Source organism: Coxiella-like endosymbiont (assembly GCF_002871095.1).
In the GTDB taxonomy this organism is placed as follows: Bacteria; Pseudomonadota; Gammaproteobacteria; order Coxiellales; family Coxiellaceae; genus Coxiella.
This window is the reverse complement of record NZ_NSHJ01000094.1, coordinates 21,524-40,124: the sequence shown is the minus strand read 5'-3', so window position 1 is coordinate 40,124 and position 18,601 is coordinate 21,524. Positions and strand designations below refer to the sequence as shown.

Genomic DNA, 18,601 nt, shown 5'->3' with positions numbered 1-18,601 from the left:
CTTGACAATGAAAGGTGACTAACTAACACAGCTATGGATAAATGATGGTGTTTTCTAAACCCATACTCTTACCTTCTTCTCCCCCCCTTTTTTTTCCGCTTACCCTAACAAAAATTCTTGCTACATGACCTTTATTATTTACATTAAGAGCTTCTTACAATTTTTTAGTACCAAGAAGAATACGACTATTTCTCTCCCCATGTGACTGTAATTACACTTCCAGAAATGGGCATCTCATATCTTGAGACAAAAATAACGGAAGGATTGTCTATTTTTTAACCCAGAATTGCTCATAGCAAACACACCAATTTTATTTACCGCTCTGAACTAATTTTTTATAGCATGAATAATCCAAAAATGAATATCATTTTTTTCAAAAAAAATAATGGCATTTAGTTATCTAGTATATGTTCTAGTAGTCGTAGCCCGGCGGGGATAGCCTCTTCCTTAGTAATATGACCTAAAATAAATAACGTAATTTTTTGTTTTACGGAATTGCCTAAGCCATACGGAACTTTTTCGTAACTTAGGTTATTTTTTGGGAACCAGAATGTAGACGATGAATATAAACTCATTGAATGGAATTAACAATGATCAACTAACGAATGTAATTTTTCAGTTAAAGATAAAATTGGTTCGACGTGTATTTCCATTAATAGAATTAATGTATCTTGAGGCAATTGTAATCACTGTGTACGACACGTACAATAATTTATTGTCGTGACTTCTGGACCGTAATATATAAAAGTTAGATAATTATTTCTAATTTGACATAAAATTTATATAGCAACAAAGTAGATTTTTTTACCTCAAGATTACACCGCTAATTACAAAAATACTAAATCGTCAACCAACCTATGAGCCCTCAGAATACGTAATCAAATGCCGAAAGGCCTGTATAGCTCAACAGGGTTAGGATTCCATATTTACATTACTTAATAAAATAGGAATTGGAAAAATCCATGAAAACCTTAATTTTCTAACATAAGAAAACTTTTCATAAAGCTAATTCGTTAATAATAATGTTAACAACAATATTGTATTCTTCACAGTTTTGACTGTGACCGTGTTATTATATATATTCTAAGCTATAGCTTTAGCAAAAAAAAATGATTTTAATTTTTAGCATTCTTCTTCTTGCATTACCTAAAGAAAAAATCTAGAGCGGAAAAACTTTACACTAATATTTTAAGCTAATCATAGTTTAAAACTTTAACAAACTCTTTTATGGAAGTAAGTAATAATAAAATCTGAAACAAACCCTTTTAATTATTATCAAACTTTTTATTATAGTAGTAGAAGTTTATTCTAGAAATTTTTAAGCCATAATAACCCAACAGATTTAATCATTATAAATCGGCTACTCACTTAATAAGGTCAGAGAGAGCACCCAGGGGGATCTAAAAAAACGGTACTTCATTTAATAAATAATACCTCAATAGAGATGATCAAATTTTATAATAAAAAAATCTGCTCTTTCCGGATTATCAAGTTCTACTTTGCACAGTGCAGAACTCTAACTTAGTAAAGCCTACTTCCTAAGTTTTAGAATTATTAAATTGAAAAGCTACTTTAGCTGTTTGAGGAAAAAGTCCATATAAACTAGATATGTATTTATATTTAATAACTTAACTTTAAATAAGAATATTTGTAAATTTAACTGTATCTTAAAATATATTGAATGACGTTAAATCACTTTAATGATATAGTATCCATCTATCATACTACTAAAACTAACCATATTAACACTAGCTTCAACTATAACTGAATTGCCTATTTAATTTTAATAATTCATTAGTTGGGTTATTATATTAAATTCATAATGAACTCAACTGTTTTAATATACCATACCAATATAAGCATGATTACTATATTCACAAAATATATATCAAGAATCAGAAAGAGCTATTGAGTCTATACCTTAATACATTTAATAATGCGTTAAATATAGGTCGTTCTTTAGAAAACAGCTAACCCCCAACCGAATTTTTTTTGGTTTTGATTGAGACAAGAATCCATACAAATCCCGACCCCCTACCAAAACAACACCTCACAGAGGACGGCTAACCTGATACCCCCCCATATTTAACCTACCATCCCATCACTTCTCCTGGTTGAATATTTTAAATTAGTGAACTTTGTATCAAACGCTGAGGTTTTATCAAACATCTAGGAGCAATTCGAGCATCACTAAACACTTCTCCAATACCCATAAATTGATCAGCTTGAGTACGTAACCGTACAAAGCCCTGAATAGAAGCATGCGGTACCATTATAGTTTGTCCCTGCTGCAAATAAAAAATACTCACGTTACTTAACCTAAGGACAGGAAAATGAGTCACCATACTTTCAATTGGTAATAAATAACTATCCAAAGAATCTTTATTCTGGTTTTCATATTCTTGCTCTAAACGTACTAGAGAAACCATTTGATTTTCGAGATAATGAATTATGCTTAATCGACGTAAAGCTATTACATGAGCACCACATCCCAAGGCTTCACCTAAATCATCTACTAAAGTTCTTATATAAGTACCCTTACTACAATGTATATAAAAATTAGCTATTTTCTCATGAAAATCAAGTAAATTTAATTGATAAATAGTAACGAACCGAGATTTACGTTGAATTTCAATACCTTGGTGAGCTAATTTATATAAGGGTTGTCCTTTATATTTTAACGCAGAATACATTGAAGGAGTCTGTTCAATTATCCCACAAAATGATCTTATTGTTTTTTCAAACTCAGGTTTGGATAATTCAGGAACAGAACGTTGAGAAATAATTTTAGCTTCACTATCACCGCTTGCTGTACGAATTCCCAATCGAATTTTTACGAGATATCTTTTATCAGCTTCTAATAAATATTTAGAAAATTTAGTAGCTTCACCTAGGCATATCGGTAACATGCCATTGGCAAGAGGGTCTAAACTTCCGGTATGCCCTGCTTTTTTAGCATGAAACAAATTTTTAATTCGTTGCACCGCATTGTTAGAAGTAATTCCTTGAGGTTTATCTAATAACAAAAGACCATCAATGCTCCGCCTGATAATTTTTTGTCCCTTACTCTTTAGTATCATCTTGAATAGCTCGTTTGATAAGCAATGAAATTTTATCAGCTCTTTCAATGCTTTCATCGTAAACAAAGCGTAATTTAGGGATATAACGCAATATACTCGTTTCTGCAAGTAAATGCTGTAGATAACCCGTAGCTTTATGAAAAGCTTTCTGAACTTCTTGAAGATTTCGCTCTTCGAATAATGTATAAAAAACTTTAGCTTGCTTTAAATCAGGAGACATAGAAACAGCTGTTAAAGAAATAAATGCTAATCGAGGATCATGAACTTCTTTTTTTAGAAGTTCAGCTAGCTGCCTCTGAATAAGGTCACCTACTTGCTGTTGGCGTTGATTTGACATTATTAAATAATCTTCCGCTCAACTTTAACTTTTTCGTAAACTTCAATGTGATCGTCTATTTTCACGTCATTATAATTTTTTATGCCAATACCACATTCTATACCTTGACGAACTTCTACTACATCTTCTTTATAACGACGTAAAGATTCTAATTGTCCTTCGTAAATAACCACATGATCACGTAACACACGAATAGGTAAATGACGGCGGACTATCCCTTCCACCACCATACAGCCAGCAATGAAACCAAATTTGGAAGAACGAAAAACTTGCCGCACTTGGAGAAGGCCTATAATTTTTTCCTTAAATTCGGGGGCGAGTAATCCACTTAGAGCTTTTTTCATTTCATCAATTAAGTTGTAAATTACGCTGTAATAACGTAAATCAACACCTTCTCGTTCCACCAAAGTTCGCGTAGGTAAATCAGCCCGAACATTAAAGCCAATAATTACTGCATCGGATGCAATAGCTAAATGTACATCTGATTCCGTAATTCCACCTACCCCACTAGCAATAATTTTTACCTTAACCTCATCAGTGGATAATTTATTAAGAGCTTCCGTCAAAGCTTCTAACGAACCTTGTACATCTGCTTTTAATAAAATATTTAAAGCACTTTGCTCACCTTCATTCATAGAATCGAAGATACGTTCCAAATGGGCTGTTTGTTTTTTCGCTAAGCGAATTTCACGGTATTTTCCTTGACGAAAGCGTGCAATTTCACGAGCTTTATGTTCATTCTGAACTACTACCGCTTTTTCACCTGCCGTGGCAGTCCCAGAAAGCCCTAATACTTCTACAGGTATTGAAGGGCCCGCTTGGTAGCATGGTTGACCGTCATCACCAATCATAGCTCGGATTCGACCATATTGGCGACCCACTAACAATATATCGCCTGGATGTAACTCTCCACTCATCACTAAGATAGTAGCTACAGGACCACGACCCTTATCTAAACGAGATTCAATTACCACCCCTCGTGCAGGCCCCTGGTCTACAGCTTTCAATTCCAGTACCTCAGCCTGAAGCAAAATACATTCCAATAAAGAATTAATGCCCTCCCCCGTCTTTGCCGAAATGAGCTGAAACATGGTTTCTCCACCCCATTCTTCCGGAATAATTTCTTGTTTCGATAATTCAGTTTTAATTCGATCTGGATCGGCTTCTAGTTTATCTATTTTATTAATAGCTACTACTAAGGGAACCTTCGCTGCTCGAGCATGTTGGATTGCTTCAACTGTCTGAGGCATTACCCCATCATCAGCAGCTACCACCAAAACTACAATATCTGTACATTTCACTCCACGAGCTCGCATAGCGGTAAATGCTTCATGTCCAGGTGTATCTAAGAAGGTGATCATTCCTGATTTAGTTTTTACATGATAAGCACCAATATGTTGAGTAATACCTCCAGCTTCAATACTTGTGAGTTTACTTCGGCGAATATAATCTAAAACTGATGTTTTTCCATGATCTACATGGCCCATGATTGTCACTACTGGAGGTCGTGATCGGGTTTCCCCCCCTAGGTCTCCTAAAGTAGCCTCTAAATTTTCTTCTACAGTATCACCTTTAAGAAGCTTAACTTTATGACCCATTTCTTCAACAACAATTGCCGCTGTTTCTTGGTCGATCCGCTGGTTAATAGTAACCATTGCTCCCATTTTCATCATAGTTTTAATAACTTCTGCCGCTTTTATAGAGATCTTTTGGGCTAGATCTGCTACAGTAATAGATTCCGGCAGGTTAACCTCACGGATAACAGGAGCAGTTGGCTTTGCAAAACTATGTTCAAGCCTTGAGCTAGCCTTTTCTGTCTCTAAATAACTTGACTTACGTCGACGACGTTCCTCAGCAAGTTTTGACATATGGAGTTCTTCACGCTCCTCCCATTCGTCCTCTTCTTCATTTTTACGTCCACCTCGTGATTCTTTACGCACTCCTTTTTTAGGGACTGCTTTGCTTTCAAGGGGTTTCTTTTGATCTTCTAGTTTATCCCTAGATTTAGGAGCTACTTGTAGTTCCACAGCAGGTGTCACTTCTTTTTCCTTAGCTTTTTTAGTTTCTGATAAGGCTATTTCAGAGATACTAAGAAGAGACTCCTGAGATACTGCTTTTTCAGATATTTCTATGGGTTTTAGATATGCGCGCTTAGAACGTATTTCTACATTAACGCTCTTCTTTCCTAATTTAACAACACTCAGCTTCTTACGTTTTAAGATAATTTTTGAATTTTTTTTATCTAATGGAGAACTACCAGTAGTTTTTAAATGTAAAAGTAATTTACGTTTTTGGTCATCAGTAACAGTTTGATCGACGTGAAAAATACGAACACCTGCCTCTTTTAGTTGCTCCAAAAGACGTTCCGGTGTTATCCGCACTAAGTCAGCCAATTGTTTGACACTCATGTCAGCCATAATTTATTAACTCTTACTTATTTTTCTAAAAACCAATGGGCTCTTGCCGCCATAATTAATTTAGCAGCAAAATCCTGATCAATATCAATGATCTCTTTTAAATCGTCCACTGATTTTTCCGCTAAATCTTCTCGAGTAGTTACTTCATGAGACAAGAGCTGACAGGCTACATCTTTCGTCATACCTTCGATTGTCAATAAATCTTCTAGGAAATCTTTTACTCCTAATGCTTCTTGATTAGCAATTTCTTGCGTAAGTAAAAAGTTACTTGCACGACGTTGCAATTCAGTTGCAATCTCATCATCAAACCCTTCAACATTTTGAAGTTCCTCTTTTGGAACATAAGCTACTTCTTCTAAGCTAGTAAAACCTTCTTGAATTAAAGCATTAGCGACTTCTTCATCGACATCTAATTTTTCCATAAAAATAGATTTAATATTACCAGCTTCTTTTTCATGTTTTTGTGCCATTTCAGTTTCACTCATGACATTAAGTATCCAACTGGTCAATTCACTAGCCAAACGAACATTTTGTCCATTACGTCCAATGGCTTGAGATAATTGTTCTTCGGAAACTGCAAGCTCCATAGTATGAGATTCTTCATCGACTACAATGGAGGTAATTTCTGCTGGAGCCATGGCGTTAATCACTAATTGTGCGGGATTATCATCCCATAAAATAATATCGATACGCTCACCTCCTAATTCATTAGAAACCGCTTGAACACGCGAGCCACGCATTCCCACACAAGCACCAATTGGATCAATTCGACCATCATTCGTTTTAACAGCAATTTTCGCCCGCGAACCAGGATCTCGTGCAGCACCTTTAATCTCAATTACTTCTTCACTAATTTCTGGTACTTCAATTTTGAATAATTCAATTAAAAATTCAGGTCGCGTACGGCTTACTAATAATTGAGGTCCTCGTTTATCCTGCCGAACAGCAGATAAATACACACGTAAACGATCATTAACCCGGAAGGCCTCACGTGGAATCATCTCTTCTCTCGGTAATAATGCTTCCGCATTCTCGCCCATATCTAAGATAATACTATCACGAGTAACCCGCTTAGCTACCCCAATCACGAGTTCTCCAACCCGCTTCCCATAGTGTTGAATAATTTTTTCTCGTTCAGCTTCGCGGACCTTTTGAATAATAACTTGCTTAGCTTGTTGGGCCGCAATACGACCAAATTTTACCGACTCAACAGGCTCTTCAATCACATCACCCACTTCCAAATCAGAATCAATCTCTCGTGCTCGGCTTAAAGGAATTTGTTGACCAGGCGACTCTAAGGAGTCTTCATTCTCTACTACTGTCCAACAGCGAAAAGTTTCATAATACCCAGTTTTTTGATCAATAGAGACACAAATTTTAACATCATGCTCATCATAACGTTTTGCTGTTACAGTAGCTAAGGCCGTTTCGATAGCTTCGAAGATAACTTCTTTCGGGACTCCACGTTCATTAGACATTGAGTCAACTATTAATAAAATGTCTTTATTCATTTTTTAAGTCTCAAAAATCTGCTATCAAATTCGTTCTTTCTATTTTTCATCCCAGCCTTTTTTTTACTATCATGATTATATTGTCAGTTTTTACAGTGAGCCTTACTGTGTCATTCACCATCTTTATACCATGAAAATTTGGTATTATTCTCTTTGTGGTTTATAAGAGGCGTGTTTTAAGTTTTACCTCTCATCATAAAATCGACCATAATTACCAACCATATTTAAAGGCCATACAAACTTGGTTAAGAAATTTTTAAATTATAATGGCTACTTATGAGATCCTCAACATCCAATAATTCATTCAGTTAACAACTGATTTTAGCCCAATCGCCAAGAGTTACTTACGCCTTCTGAGGGACTGAAGAGTATCTGGGATCACTCACAATATATTTTACCTTCCTTTTTTGGGAGATCTCTCACAGTAATCCTTATTAACTTAAATCTAAAGGGTTCTAGTGCTGGTATAATTATACGCTGTAGTATTTTTGTGTTTCATTTATTTATCCCCCCTTTACTCAAAAATAAAAAAGGGCATACAGCCCCTCCTTATCTAAAAATATATTTTTAACGGGATTTTATATTTATTTTTAAATCTTCAGTAGCGGGGGTAGGATTTGAACCTACGACCTTCGGGTTATGAGCCCGACGAGCTGCCAAACTGCTCCACCCCGCATCGTATTAATATTATAAACATTATATTATAGATAAATCAATCAAATAATAAGCGTCGTACAATTTATATAAAAATGTGGCTTAAATTAGGAGAGGTACTCAACTTTTGAGTCGTAAATTCTTCAGAGATCTTACACTTCTTGGGTTGCATCTATTCTCAGAGTCTCTTAAGATCAACAATTATAATTACCATCATATGAACACGGAATAATGAGTATTTGTGTGATTGTAAAACCACTTCTAAGTTCTAGTAAAGCTGTATTTTGATTCCTTGTCTTCTTTATAAAAGAAGATGAATGATATCAATATTAATATTATTGATATTAAATGAAGTAGCAAATCCTAAAAGAAAGATTGCAATAAATTAATTTGAAGGAATAAAAATATTCTTATGATCATAGTAATAAATAAAGCTGTAATTATAGATTCCTTCCAGTACCTAAAGGAATAAATGCTTACTCTGGGTAATTGCTTAATTATTGATAATGACTCTTCATGGAATATTTTAACATCGAACCAAAATGACTTAAAGTATACTTAACGTGACATGTTTAACCTCTTTTCTTATCAATGATTGAAAACTTCTCTTATCGAAATTAATCATTTCTTATAAAGATAATAGCACCTTCTTTTAGAAGAATCTTCCCATAAGTAATAAAATATTTTTTTTAGTATAGTCTTCTGCTCTGAGTATCACTGACCCACAGGCGACTTGATATCTACTGTAGTTTTGTAAAAAATCATCACTTTAAGTGAGTATTAGGTTCAGAAAATTAAAAAGCTAGATATGAAAGAGCATATAACCAACCCGGGAAAATACCTATAAAAAGCACAGCTAGACCATTAATAGAAATAGCGATTTTCATTTCTAAGGAATATTGAATAGGTTCAAGAGGAAGAGTAGAGTTTTCAAAATACATCACCTTTACCACTCGAATATAATAATAAGCGCCTATAATAGTGAATAAAACAGAAAGAACCGCAAGCCATACCAAATGTAATTGTATCAAAGCATCAAGAATACTTACCTTAGCAATGAACCCTACTAATGGTGGAATCCCTGCCAAAGAAAATAAAGTTAACATCATCATAAAAGCTAACCACGGATTACGATTATTTAATCCAGCAAAATCTTTAATATTTTCAGCTTCAAAGCCACCTCGACTCATTAAAACAACCATCCCAAAACTACCTAAACTCATAAAACTATAAGTAATAATATAAAACATAGCTGCTACATAACCTTCTTTCGTTCCACATAAAACGCCAAGCAACATATAACCCATATGAGCGATCGAAGAATAAGCCAACATTCGTTTAATATTTGATTGCGCCATAGCTGCGAAATTTCCAATACCCATAGATAAAATTGCAACTAGTATGAGGACTTCATGCCACTGACTTTGTAAAGCCGGCATAGCATTCACTAATAAACGAATAACCATAGCAAAAGCTGCTATTTTGGGTGCCGTAGAAATAAATAAAGTTACCGAACTTGGTGCTCCCTCATAAATATCGGGAATCCACATATGAAAAGGCGCTGCTCCGATTTTAAAAGCAATACCTCCCATGATAAATACTAAGCCAAAGACTAAAATTAAATTTTGATGAACAGGAATTTTATTTACTGCTTCAGCAATTTCGTTTAAATCTAAGCTACGAGTAGCACCAAAAATCATGGACATACCATAAATCAAGATTCCTGAGGCGATCGCCCCAATAACAAAATACTTCATTCCAGCTTCAATACAACGAGTTTTTTTATGTTGTATCGCAACCATAGCGTAAGTAGGAAGAGACAATAATTCGAGGCCTAAGAACACTATAATCAAATTATACGAAGAAACTAAAACCATCATTCCTAACAAGGATAAAAGACCTAACACATAAAATTCCATAACAGGAATTTTACGTTCTTGATTATATTCCCGTGCATAGAGAAAAGTGAAAAATACTGCTAAATAAATAAAGAGTTTAAGATAAACCGACAAATGATCCAAAACAAACAGACAATGAAATGCAAAGATTCTTTCTGAAAATTCCTTTCCTGGAAAAACATAACATGTTAACCAAAAAACTACTATTAAAGTAATTATTGCAAGATAATAGGGAATCTGCGAAGATCTAACAAAAAAAATACCCACTATCAAAATTGCCAATGCCATAAATAATACAAATATCTCCGGTAAGGCAAAAATTAAGTTTGGTAAAGTAGAGGACATAGTTAACTTTCTACAATTTTGATTGCAAAGCTTCTTGTAATAATTGAGCAATAGATGTATGAAATACATTTAATAGAGAATTTGGATAAACGCCAATCCAAACAATAGCTGCCGTTATTAATATAAAAATAATTTTGTCAATTAAGTTAATATCAACCCCCATAACTGAAGCATTAGTAATTGAGCCATAAAATACACGCTTATACATCCATAAAGTATAAGCTGCCCCAATCACTAATGTAGAAGCAGCTAAAAAGGTTACCCAAAAGCTGGTCTTAAATGTACTCAGTAAAATCATAAATTCACCTACAAAACCTGACGTTCCAGGTAAACCTACATTTGACATTGCAAAAACCATAAAAAAGGCAGCAAAATAAGGCATAGTTTTAGCAATACCTCCAAAATTTTGAATATTTCGAGAATTAAATTGCTTATACAACATCCCAAACGCCAAAAACATTGCTCCGGAACCAAAAGCATGGGAAATCATTTGCACCATTGCTCCTTCTAGACTTAAATAGGCCTCGTGACGATTACCGGTATGAGCAACAATCATGAATAACATAAATGCGCCTAGAGTAACGAAGCCCATATGAGCGACAGATGAGTAGGCTATTAATTTTTTCATATCTGTTTGAGCAATAGCAATAAAACCAATATACACAATAGCTATTAAAGAAAGTCCAATCATCAACCAATCTAAATGACGACTGGCATCTGGGACAATGGGCAAACTAAACCGTAAAAATCCATAACCTCCTAATTTCAGCATTAATGCAGATAGAACTACCGAACCTCCTAGTGGAGCCTCAGTATGCATATCAGGTAACCAGGTATGCAGAGGCCACATCGGCACTTTAATAGCAAAAGCAATTAAAAATCCTAAGAAAACTAAAATTTGAATAGTCATTCCCATATGAAGTCGATAATAATCGAAAATGTAAAAACTATCTGAATACATACGCAAATATAACAAGGTAATTAATAATAAAGCGGATCCTACAAAGGTATATAAAAAAAATTTAATAGCAGCATAACAACGTTTTTCCATTCCCCAAATTCCTATGCTGAGGTACATAGGAATCAACATAGCTTCCCAAAAGAAATAAAAAAGCATGGCATCCAGCGAAGAAAGAACCCCCACCACAGCACCTTGCATGATCAAAAAAGCAGCTAAATATTGGCCTACTTTTTTTTTAACCATCCTCCAAGAAGCCAATACAACCAATAAAGTAGTAAAACAGGTAAGCACCACTAGCGGCATGGAAATTCCATCCACCCCAAGGTCATAATTTATTTTAAGTTCCGGAATCCACATTAAATGTTGAGTAAATTGCATTACTACAGCAGTAGTATCAAAACTACAATAAAGTGGAATACAAAGCGTCAAAGAAATTAAAGCAATAATTAATGCCAATACACGCGCATAAGTTGATTGCTTGAAATTATTTAGCATCGAAACAGGAACAGCTCCCCCAATGGGTAACCAAATAAGTGTGCTCAATAAAGGTATATCTTTTAAGATCATTAATTTAAGCCAACACCAACCAAATTAAAAAAGTTAATAAACCTAAAATCATTATAAAAACGTAATGATAAAGGTAACCCGATTGCAATCGACGCATTAATCGTGCCACCCGTGTTATGTTTCGTCCTGAACCATCTACAATAAAATGATCTAATATTTTTAGATCACCCACTCGAAAAAAGAAATTAGCTAACGCTCGTCCACCTCGAACAAAAACAAACCAATTCAATTTATCAAAACCATATTTAGCTACCAAAATTTGGTGTAACCAAGGCAATCGTTGCCTTAGCAACTTAGGAATATGCGGTCGAGCAATCGTCATCAACCAAGCAGAAAAAATACCCAAAGCGGAAGCCCAAAATCCCAATGTAACAACAGAATGATAAACCATATAAAAAACATTGTGAAATTCTGATCGCATCATTTTTAAAACATTGTAGCGAGGCAAAACTCTAATACTAGAGCCTAATAAATTAGGCTCACGATAAAGTATCCAGTAAATAAGAATTGCTCCTAATATTACTGAAGGTATCACTAAAATCCATTGAGAACCTTGCATGTTCCAAGAACTTTCTTTGATAGGTTTGAATTCGGGTGTGATTCGCTCTGAAGTATGGAAAGTTAGGAAAAATGCGCGAAAAATATAGTAACCGGTAACAAAAACCCCTAAAAGTAAACAAATATAAGCATACTGAGCTCCAGGAATTTTCGAATGAAAAACCGCTTCAATAATGGCGTCTTTAGAATAAAAGCCTGCAAACGGAGGAATAGCTGCTAAAGATAAGGCTCCAATAAGAAAAGATACATAGGTTACAGGTAAATATTTTCGAAGATTACCCATTTTACGCATATCTTGCTCATGATGTAGTGCAATAATAACCGATCCAGCCGACAAAAATAATAAAGCTTTAAAACAAGCATGCGTTAATAAATGAAATATTCCTGCCGCATAGGCAGAAGCTCCATTAGCCGCCATCATATACCCCAACTGAGACATCGTGGAGAACGCAATAACCCGTTTAATATCAAATTCAACAAAAGCTAATAAACCTGCTAAAAGCGCAGTTGTGGCACCAATAATCAAAACCATACTCAACGCTACTTGAGATAATTCAAAAAGAGGTGACATCCGAGCTACTAAAAATACTCCAGCCGTTACCATTGTTGCTGCATGAATTAATGCAGAGATCGGTGTTGGGCCTTCCATGGATTCTGGTAACCATACATGTAAAGGTATTTGAGCAGACTTACCCATAGCGCTAATAAAAAATAAAATGCAAATTACAGTAATCACAGACCAATGGAAGCCAGGAAAAATACTGATTGTTATTTGTGAAATTGCCGAAGCTGCAGAAAATACTGTATGATAATCAAGACTGCCAAAATAATCTAAAATAGCGGCAATTCCAAGGATCAATCCAAAATCCCCAGATCGATTAACTAAAAAAGCTTTTAAACTAGCCGCCGACGCTGATTCTTTTTCAAACCAAAATCCAATCAATAAATAAGAAACTAACCCCACTCCTTCCCATCCAAAAAATAATTGGAAGAAATTATTAGCGCTCACCAAGATTAACATAACAAAAGTAAACATCGACATGTAAGAAAAAAATCGCTGATAACCTAAATCCCCAGCCATATAACCAGTACTATATATATGAACTATCAAGGAAATAGAGGTAACGATCAACATCATAACAGCAGTTAAGGAGTCCACCATAAAACCCACAGTAAAATGACATGCGCCGCTGATTCCCCAAGTATAGATTGTTCCATAATAATGACCATTCTTTACAACCACTAACATAAAAACCCAAAAAGCGCTTAAAAAAGAAATACTCATTAAGATAATGGTAACCCAGTGCACTTTTCGTCGCCCAACTAGTTTTCCACTAAATCCCGTGATTAAAGAACCTAATAGAGGGGCTAAAACAGTAACTAAGCTCAGAGTCTTAATCATTTTTATTAACTAACCTTTTAAAATCTTCATATCATCGATATGAATAGTTCCACGACGGCGATAAAATAAAACCAAAATTGCTAAGCCAATAGCTGACTCGGCCGCTGCTACAGTTAAAATAAAAAATACAAATATCTCCCCTGACTTAACTCCTAAATATTGAGCAAAGGTAATAAAATTAGTATTAACTGCCAACAGCATAAGTTCAATACACATTAATAATACAATTAAATTTTTTCGGTTAATAATAATTCCTGAACACCCCAAACCGAACAAAATAGCACCGATTATTAAAAAATAACTTAGAGGAATCATCTTTTCTTTATCTCCATCTTCACTAATCGTAAGCGATCTAATTTTTTAACCTTCAATTGCTGAGGAATTTGTTGCACCTTGGTATCAGATTTTCGGCCATGAAACGCTAATGTAATTGCTGCAATAATAGCGACAAGCAAGATAACAGCTGCAATTTGGAAAGGATATAGATAATCAATGTAAAGAAGACTTCCCATGACCTTAACATTACTAAAATTAGCAGAGACACAAGGTAATGAAACAGCAGAAATCCCAAAGAGACGGTGACTTACTACTACAATCATACTGGCTATTAATACAAACATTACAATTAAACTAAAAGGCAAAAATTTTACAAATTTTGCTTGTATTGTAGAAAGATTAATATTCAGCATCATTACGACAAATAAAAATAAAGTCATGACTGCACCAACGTAGACGAAGATTAACACTAAAGCTAAAAACTCAGCTTGCATCATCATCCACAAAATAGCACTGGCAAAAAATGCGAGCACAAGGGAAAGGACAGCATGTACCGGGTTGCGCGATATAATTACCATCAATGCAGCGGCAATTAAAATAACTGCAAAAATAAAAAATATAGCCTCGTATATTGAAAACATTTACTTGCCTTAATATTTTTTTATCTATATTTTTTATCTTTCGCCCGATCCTTTGCAATTTGCTCTCCGTACATATCTCCAATCATCAATAATTTTTCCTTGGTTAAAATATTTTCACCACGATTTTTAATGCTGTAATGCATTTCAGGAGTCAATACGATTGCATCCACAGGACATGCTTCTTCACAAAATCCACAATTAATACATTTAAATACATCGATATCATAAACCGTTGTACGACGCGAGCCATCTAGTGCACGTGGGGCTGCCTCGATAGTAATAGCTAAAGAAGGGCAAACAGCTTCACATAATTTACAAGCAATGCAGCGTTCCTCTCCATTTGGATAACGTCGCAAAGCTAGCATACCTCGGAAACGAAATGAGCTGGGGACATTTTCATCAGGATAATGAATTGTAATCTTTTTTTTATAAAAATAACTTAACGTTAAGAAAAGCCCCTTCAAGAGCTCCCACAAGCTACAGATTTTAATAATTTGTTTTAAACGTTTCATTAATTAAAACCATGGTGCCAAATGAAATTCTACTGCCAACCCTAATACAATTATCCATACTAAAGCTACCGGTATTAAAATTTTCCAACATAAACGCATAATTTGATCGTAACGATAGCGAGGAAACGTTGCTCGTATCCAAAAATACATAAAAACAAAAAGTGACAATTTAAGTACAAACCAAATTACTCCAGGCACCCAGGTAAAAAGTCCTCCTAAAAAAGGTACTCCTTGAAAAGGTGATAACCATCCACCTAAAAAAATAATGGTTGCAATCGCCGCTACTAAAACCATATTTGCATATTCCGCCAAAAAGAAAAGAGCAAACGTGATTCCAGAGTATTCAACGTGAAATCCTGCGACAATTTCTGATTCACCTTCTGCTACATCAAAGGGAGCACGATTTGTTTCTGCTACGGCAGTGATCCAATAAACTAAAAATAATGGCAGTAATGGAAGCCAAAACCAATGCCATATTCCTCCGGCTTGACGAAGAATAATTCTTTGTAAATTCATGGTTCCCGCTGCGATAATAACACCAACGAGAGCAAAACTCATTGGAATTTCGTAAGAAACTACTTGAGCAGCCGAACGAAGTGCTCCCAAAAAAGCATATTTGGAATTTGATGCCCAACCACCAACTAAAATTCCATAAACCCCTAAAGAAGTCATAGCAAATAAAAATAATAGTCCTGCATTTATATTGGCTAATACCCATCCTTTAGCAAAAGGAATCACGGCCCAAGCAGATAAAGCAGGTACTAACGATAGTACTGGCGCAATAATATAAAGGTATCGGTTTGAAGCCGTTGGAATAATAATTTCTTTAAAGAGCAATTTAACTGCGTCTGCAATAGGCTGAGCGAATCCTTGAAACCCTACACGATTTGGCCCCACCCTTGATTGAATATAACCAATCACTTTTCGTTCAGCGAACGTTAAAAAAGCAAAAATAAGCATTAATAGAATTAAGATAATGAGAATTTTAATAACCATTAAAACCAAAATAATCAATTGCTCCACCACTATTCAGTTCTTTCCAATGTAATTGCTGTTTCTGCTTGACCAAAACCGGCTGTTTGTGCTAATCCTGATGCCAACAATACCGTATTATTCGCTAATCGATCTTCTATCATTAACGGTAAAGTAATTCGGCTTTCACCTTGAATTGCTGTAACTTGCTCTCCGGCTTTAAGTCCCAATTGAGAGGCTGTTTTACGGTTTAGCCCTATTGCCATCATATGATTGCTCAAAGTTTCTTGTAACGGTTCAGAACGACGTACTAAATTATCTACTCGCACCATTGGCCAAGGCGCTAAGCGTGATAATTTCGTATTCCCACCTGTAACTTCCAGGGTAAATTCAGAATCTAATGAAAAAGACAAACGTTTCCTTTCTGCATAGATTTTCTGTTCTATCTCCCATTCCAATTCTGGAATAATTTGATCAACTTCATCACGGACATCTTGAATCCTTTTATAATCAAATCCTGGTAACTCAAAATAATTACCGAGTATTCTCAATACTTTCCAACCAGCTTGTGAGTTTTTTTCTGGTACGCTCGCAGCTAAAAATGATTGAGAGCGCCCTTCAACATTTACAAATGTTCCACCGGATTCGGAAAAAGGTGCTATAGGTAACATAACATCCGCATAAGTTTCCATTTTAGCATTAGTAAATGTTGTTAAACAAACAACAAATTTAGCTTTCTTTAAAGCACTAATGGCTTCTGCAGGATACGCACAATCTAATTCAAGCTCTAAATTTAATATAAAATAGGCTTTTAAGGGATACTTTGTGAGCATCATTTTTGCATCAAATCCTACTTCATTTAATTGTTTACCCCCAGGCCCTCGATGAGGAATCGCACCAGCCAGCCAAGCCCCTGCACTGTTTGACCCTTCCGTAAACATTCCCACACTTGCCCCACTTTGGTGTCCAATAAATTGCGTAAGAGCTCGAATAGTAGCAGCATTTTCATGGTGTAAAGAATGTTCTCCTAAGAAAATAGCAGATTTTTTAGCAGTTTTTAAAATCTCTGCAATTTTTTTTGCTTTTTCCTGGGAATGAATCTTTGCCAAAATTTCAAGGGAGATATCGCCTGCTAATATTTTGGCAATCTGAGCTAAGGCATTTGGTAATTCTTGAGGGGAAACAATCAGTCTTTCCTCAAGATCAAAAATAAAAGGAAAGTCCATGGGATTAATGGCTAATACCTTGGCCTCTTCAGAATGGGCTTTCTTAATTCGATGACTAATCAGCGGTTGTTCAAAACGAACATTTGATCCAATTAACAAAATGGCATTTAATTTTTCAATATCAGCAATAGGTAACCCCAAATTAGGGAATGACGAAAATTTATGTTGATCGCGAAAATCTTGCCAACGGATTCGGTGATCGATATTAGAACCACCCAACCCTCGAAACCATTTTTGGAATAAATAAATTTCTTCCAGAGAAGAATTTGGTGATACTAGTGCACCTAATTGATTCACAGTATGCTTTTTAATGAGGGCTTTGGTACGATTTCTAATAATTGTGAAAGCTTCTTCCCAAGAAATTTTTACCCATCCCCCCTCTTTTTTTATTTGGGGCTGATAAATACGGGATGGATGATAGAGCCCAAAATGCCCGAAACGATCACGATCACTGATCCAGGTTTCATTTACTACTTCATTTTCACGGGGAACAGTACGTATAACTTTACGTTGAGGGCTAAACTCTTGCCATCGACTGTGTAAAAAAATATTGCCTCCTACACAATCGTGTGGTGCTATAGCAGGAACCTCACAAAGTTCCCAACCCCGCCCCCAATACCGTGCGGGTTTATCTGTTAACGCACCTACAGGACAGAGATCAATAATATTTCCTGACAATTCTGATTTCATAAAATGCTTAACATAAGTCGATATCGCTTCTTTCTCACCACGATTCATTACGCCAAGCTCAGGAAAACCAGCAATTTCCTCTCCAAATCGTACACAGCGAGTGCATTGAATACAACGAGTCATTTCAGTTTGAATCAAAGGACCAATATTTTCGCTAAACACAGCCCGTTTTGTTTCTTCGTAAGAAGAGTAGGAGCGACCAAAACCGATTGCTAAGTCTTGTAATTCACATTCACCCCCTTGATCGCAGATAGGACAATCCAATGGATGATTTATTAACAAAAATTCCATTACATAACGTTGAGATTCGATAGTTTTTTTAGATTTGGTAAACACTTTCATTCCTTGAGTCACTGGTGTCGCACAAGCAGGAAGCGGTTTTCCTGATTTTTCAACTTCAACCAAACACATTCGACAATTAGCTGCAATAGATAATTTTTTGTGGTAACAGAAACGTGGAATATAAATACCCATTTTATCAGCAACTTCAATAATAGAAGTTCCTTCTGCTACCATAGTTTTTTTACCGTCTATTTCAAGCTCAAGCATATTGT

12 protein-coding genes and 1 tRNA gene are annotated in these 18,601 nt (G+C 35.3%); all 13 read right to left on the bottom strand.

Annotated features, from left to right (window positions below; genetic code table 11):
• Window positions 1–2,123: 2,123 nt before the first annotated feature.
• Window positions 2,124–3,077, bottom strand: coding sequence for a tRNA pseudouridine(55) synthase TruB (truB, locus tag CLERM_RS01845; RefSeq protein ID WP_408936544.1), 954 nt, complete (start codon window positions 3,075–3,077; stop codon window positions 2,124–2,126).
• Complete coding sequence (rbfA, locus tag CLERM_RS01840) at window positions 3,064–3,417, bottom strand: 30S ribosome-binding factor RbfA (RefSeq protein ID WP_102156897.1); 354 nt, start codon at window positions 3,415–3,417, stop codon at window positions 3,064–3,066. The genes truB and rbfA overlap by 14 nt, the downstream gene beginning before the upstream one ends.
• Window positions 3,418–3,419: 2 nt before the next feature.
• Complete coding sequence (infB, locus tag CLERM_RS01835) at window positions 3,420–5,834, bottom strand: translation initiation factor IF-2 (protein ID WP_102156896.1); 2,415 nt, start codon at window positions 5,832–5,834, stop codon at window positions 3,420–3,422.
• A gap of 17 nt (window positions 5,835–5,851) precedes the next feature.
• Entirely contained in the window at window positions 5,852–7,345 is a 1,494-nt protein-coding gene (gene nusA / locus CLERM_RS01830; RefSeq protein ID WP_102156895.1) for a transcription termination factor NusA, read from the bottom strand.
• Between the two features lie 602 nt (window positions 7,346–7,947).
• Window positions 7,948–8,021: transfer RNA gene (locus CLERM_RS01825), tRNA-Met, on the bottom strand.
• A 772-nt stretch (window positions 8,022–8,793) separates the two neighbouring features.
• The gene (gene nuoN, locus CLERM_RS01820) at window positions 8,794–10,242 is read right to left on the bottom strand and encodes an NADH-quinone oxidoreductase subunit NuoN (protein ID WP_102156894.1); all 1,449 of its coding nucleotides are present in this window, start codon (window positions 10,240–10,242) and stop codon (window positions 8,794–8,796) included.
• 10 nt (window positions 10,243–10,252) lie between these two features.
• The gene (locus tag CLERM_RS01815) at window positions 10,253–11,770 is read right to left on the bottom strand and encodes a complex I subunit 4 family protein (protein WP_102156893.1); all 1,518 of its coding nucleotides are present in this window, start codon (window positions 11,768–11,770) and stop codon (window positions 10,253–10,255) included.
• Window positions 11,771–11,774: 4 nt separating this feature from the next.
• Window positions 11,775–13,730 (bottom strand): NADH-quinone oxidoreductase subunit L, encoded by a 1,956-nt coding sequence (gene nuoL, locus CLERM_RS01810; protein WP_102156892.1) that lies wholly within the window; start codon window positions 13,728–13,730, stop codon window positions 11,775–11,777.
• 9 nt (window positions 13,731–13,739) lie between these two features.
• Window positions 13,740–14,045 (bottom strand): NADH-quinone oxidoreductase subunit NuoK, encoded by a 306-nt coding sequence (nuoK, locus tag CLERM_RS01805; protein ID WP_102156891.1) that lies wholly within the window; start codon window positions 14,043–14,045, stop codon window positions 13,740–13,742.
• Window positions 14,042–14,647, bottom strand: coding sequence for an NADH-quinone oxidoreductase subunit J (locus CLERM_RS01800; protein WP_102156890.1), 606 nt, complete (start codon window positions 14,645–14,647; stop codon window positions 14,042–14,044). The genes nuoK and CLERM_RS01800 overlap by 4 nt, the downstream gene beginning before the upstream one ends.
• A 20-nt stretch (window positions 14,648–14,667) precedes the next feature.
• Window positions 14,668–15,159, bottom strand: a complete 492-nt coding sequence (gene nuoI, locus CLERM_RS01795; protein WP_102156889.1) for an NADH-quinone oxidoreductase subunit NuoI — start codon at window positions 15,157–15,159, stop codon at window positions 14,668–14,670.
• Between the two features lie 3 nt (window positions 15,160–15,162).
• Window positions 15,163–16,185 (bottom strand): NADH-quinone oxidoreductase subunit NuoH, encoded by a 1,023-nt coding sequence (gene nuoH, locus CLERM_RS01790; RefSeq protein WP_102156888.1) that lies wholly within the window; start codon window positions 16,183–16,185, stop codon window positions 15,163–15,165.
• A complete protein-coding gene (nuoG, locus tag CLERM_RS01785; RefSeq protein ID WP_102156901.1) occupies window positions 16,185–18,596 on the bottom strand; it encodes an NADH-quinone oxidoreductase subunit NuoG in 2,412 nt (803 codons plus the stop codon). The genes nuoH and nuoG overlap by 1 nt, the downstream gene beginning before the upstream one ends.
• Window positions 18,597–18,601: the final 5 nt, after the last annotated feature.

Excerpts from the sequence above, each read along its gene's own strand:
- nuoL (WP_102156892.1), bottom strand. The coding sequence starts at position 13,730 with ATGATTAAGACTCTGAGCTTAGTTACTGTTTTAGCCCCTCTATTAGGT.
- nusA (WP_102156895.1), bottom strand. The coding sequence starts at position 7,345 with ATGAATAAAGACATTTTATTAATAGTTGACTCAATGTCTAATGAACGT.
- rbfA (WP_102156897.1), bottom strand. The coding sequence starts at position 3,417 with ATGTCAAATCAACGCCAACAGCAAGTAGGTGACCTTATTCAGAGGCAG.
- CLERM_RS01815 (WP_102156893.1), bottom strand. The coding sequence starts at position 11,770 with ATGATCTTAAAAGATATACCTTTATTGAGCACACTTATTTGGTTACCC.
- infB (WP_102156896.1), bottom strand. The coding sequence starts at position 5,834 with ATGGCTGACATGAGTGTCAAACAATTGGCTGACTTAGTGCGGATAACA.
- nuoN (WP_102156894.1), bottom strand. The coding sequence starts at position 10,242 with ATGTCCTCTACTTTACCAAACTTAATTTTTGCCTTACCGGAGATATTT.
- nuoG (WP_102156901.1), bottom strand. The coding sequence starts at position 18,596 with ATGCTTGAGCTTGAAATAGACGGTAAAAAAACTATGGTAGCAGAAGGA.
- nuoK (WP_102156891.1), bottom strand. The coding sequence starts at position 14,045 with ATGATTCCTCTAAGTTATTTTTTAATAATCGGTGCTATTTTGTTCGGT.
- nuoI (WP_102156889.1), bottom strand. The coding sequence starts at position 15,159 with ATGAAACGTTTAAAACAAATTATTAAAATCTGTAGCTTGTGGGAGCTC.
- CLERM_RS01800 (WP_102156890.1), bottom strand. The coding sequence starts at position 14,647 with ATGTTTTCAATATACGAGGCTATATTTTTTATTTTTGCAGTTATTTTA.